This is a genomic window from Bradyrhizobium sacchari, assembly GCF_002068095.1.
Lineage (GTDB): Bacteria > Pseudomonadota > Alphaproteobacteria > Rhizobiales > Xanthobacteraceae > Bradyrhizobium > Bradyrhizobium sacchari.
In genome coordinates, this window is record NZ_LWIG01000052.1 from 3,765 (window position 1) to 6,519 (window position 2,755).

Sequence of the window (2,755 nt, forward strand, 5' to 3'; positions counted from 1 at the left end):
GCGACCATGGCGCCCTGCCGGAGCCGTCGCAGCGCGAGGCCTTCGTGCTGGCCCGTGTCGGCACCGCCGACCCCTCGATCCGGCTGGCGTGCCAGCTGCGTCCGGAATGCGACCTCTCCTTCTTCCAGCTCTTCACGCCGCATACGCATGCGGCGGACGGGCAGGCCTCGACGCCGGCGCGTATCGGCCAGGAGCGCTATCTCGTCAGCCTGTTCGTGGACATGCGCGGCTCGACGCAGCTCGCCGAGAAGCGACTGCCGTTCGACACCGTCTTCATCGTCAACCGCTTCCTCGGCGCGGTCTCGCAGGCCGTGATCGAGAACGGCGGCCAGCCCAACCAGTTCGTCGGCGACGGCATGCTGGCGCTGTTCGGGCTGTCGGCGGATCCGCAAGAAGCATGCCGGCAGGCCCTGAAGGCAGCCGCCGGCCTCGCCGCGAACATCGACGAGTTGAATCAGCTTCTCAGTCACGACCTGCGTCAGCCGATCCGCTTCGGCATAGGCATTCATGGCGGCGAGGTCATCATCGGCGACATCGGCTATCGCGACCACATCGTCTTCACCGCCCTCGGCGATGCCGTCAACGTCGCCGCCCGGCTGCAGGACATGACCAAGACGCTCGCCTGCGAGGCGATCGTCTCCGAGGAAGTGCGCCGCACCGCCGGCCTCGCCGACGCCGCCCTTCCGCAGCAGGAGGTCGCCATCCGCGGCCGCGACGAGCCGATGGCCGTGAGCGTGGTTGCGGATGCAAGGGAGCTGGCCGCGCTGGTCGACCGCGGCGCGCGCGTGGCGGCGTAAGGCGCGAACTATGCGGAAGGTGCGCTCCCTCTCCCGCTTGCGGGAGAGGGTATCTTCGCAACGGGACAATCCCTAAGAGGAGAGCGCCCTCACCCGGCGCTACGCGCCGACCTCTCCCGCAAGCGGGAGAGGTGCACCACCGTCGAGGCCGCAGCTCAGCTCGATCTCGTTACAAACGTAACACCGGCTTGCTGCGACGCAGCGGCATGGACCTGCTGCGAAAGCACGAATTGACTTCGCCCTGTTCGTTGCGACAGATGAGCGCGGGATCGCGGTGATGACCACTGGTCCAACGAAAAAGCTCCGGGAGGAGACCACATGTTCGATCGACGCGACCTGCTCAAAGGAGCGGGGCTTGCCGCCATTGCGGCTACACTGAATTCTACCAAGGCGCTGGCGCTCGACACTGTCACCCTGCCCTTCGCCAATGGCGAGCGACCGCTGGTGAAATATCCGCAGAAGCGGCCGATGATCGGGCTGACCAGCCGGCCGCCGCAGCTCGAGACACCGTTCGCGGTGTTCAACGATGGGCCGCTCACGCCGAACAACGCCTTCTTCGTGCGCTATCACCTTTCCGACCTGCCCTACAATCTGGACCCCGACAAGTTCACGCTGGAGGTCAAGGGCAAGGTCGACAAGCCGCTGAAACTGTCGCTGAAAGACATCCGGAAGATGAAGGCGACGGAGATCGTCGCCGTCAACCAATGCTCCGGCAACAGCCGCGGCTTCTCCGAGCCGCGCGTCGCCGGCGGCCAGCTCGCCAACGGCGCGATGGGCTGCGCCCGCTGGCGCGGCGTGCCGCTCAAGGCCGTGCTGGAGATGGCGGGCGTACAGGCCGGCGCGAAGCAGGTCACGTTCAATGGCATGGATGGCCCGGCCAGCGACAAGACGCCCGACTTCGTCAAGGCGCTCGATATCGATCACGCCACCGACGGCGAGGTGATGCTGGCCTATGGCATGAACGGCGAGGACCTGCCGTTCCTCAACGGCTTTCCGCTGCGGCTGGTCGTGCCCGGCTATTACGGCACCTACTGGCTCAAGCACCTCAACGAGATCACCGTCATCGACGGCGTCTATGACGGCTTCTGGATGAAGTCGGCTTATCGCATTCCGGATACGCCGAACAACGCCATCGAGCCGGGCACCACGCCGAAGGCGACGATCCCGATCAACCGCTTCACCATCCGCTCCTTCATCACCAGCGTCGCCGACGGCGCCAAGCTCAAGGCGGGAGCTGTGACCCTGCGCGGCATCGCGTTCGACGGCGGCAAGGGCATCAAGGAGGTCGAGGTCTCCACCGACGGCGGCAAGACCTGGACGAGCGCGAAGCTCGGCAAGGATCTCGGCAAATACGCCTTCCGCGAATGGAAGCTGCCGGTGAAGCTCGCGGCCGGCACCCTCGAGCTCAAGGTCCGCGCCACCGGCAATGGCGGCGAGACCCAGCCGGATACGCCGCGCTGGAATCCGGCGGGTTATTTGCGCAACGTCGTCGAAACCGTCCGCGTCAGCGTGGCCTGAGGGAGAATGATCATGCAGCGCACCGTTCTCCTCTCCGTCACGCTCGCCCTCGCCGCCGCGGTCGGTTCGGCGCTCGCAGCGCCGGTCAACTACAAGACCCCCGATGAGGTCGCCGCGTTCAAGCCCGGGCCCAATCTCGAGGTGGTGCAGGGCAATTGCACCGCCTGCCACTCGTCCGACTACATCAACACCCAGCCGCCGATGAAGGACAGGAAAGGCTTCTGGCAGGCCGAGGTGACCAAGATGATCAAAGTCTATGGCGCCCCGATCGACGACGCCGATGTCGGCAAGATCGTCGATTATCTGGCCGCGACCTATTGACGGGTGGCGCGCGGCGCATGCGCCGATTGACCGCGAAACGGGCAAAACCGGCAAAAACGCCGCGAAGTTGAGCGGAATTCGGCGAAAGGCGGATGTGGTTTGAGCTACCAAGCCCGCCA

General features: G+C 65.8%; 3 protein-coding genes. All 3 read left to right on the forward strand.

All coding sequences use genetic code 11. The annotated features are described in order from the left end of the window. Positions 1 to 797: adenylate/guanylate cyclase domain-containing protein (locus A5906_RS45460; RefSeq protein WP_245327025.1), on the forward strand; the 797-nt coding region annotated here is incomplete at its 5' end. 318 nt (positions 798 to 1,115) lie between these two features. Beyond that, entirely contained in the window at positions 1,116 to 2,315 is a 1,200-nt protein-coding gene (sorA, locus tag A5906_RS32110) for a SorA family sulfite dehydrogenase catalytic subunit (RefSeq protein ID WP_080139162.1), read from the forward strand. Between the two features lie 12 nt (positions 2,316 to 2,327). After that, the gene (sorB, locus tag A5906_RS32115) at positions 2,328 to 2,636 is read left to right on the forward strand and encodes a SorB family sulfite dehydrogenase c-type cytochrome subunit (protein ID WP_080139163.1); all 309 of its coding nucleotides are present in this window, start codon (positions 2,328 to 2,330) and stop codon (positions 2,634 to 2,636) included. Positions 2,637 to 2,755: the final 119 nt, after the last annotated feature.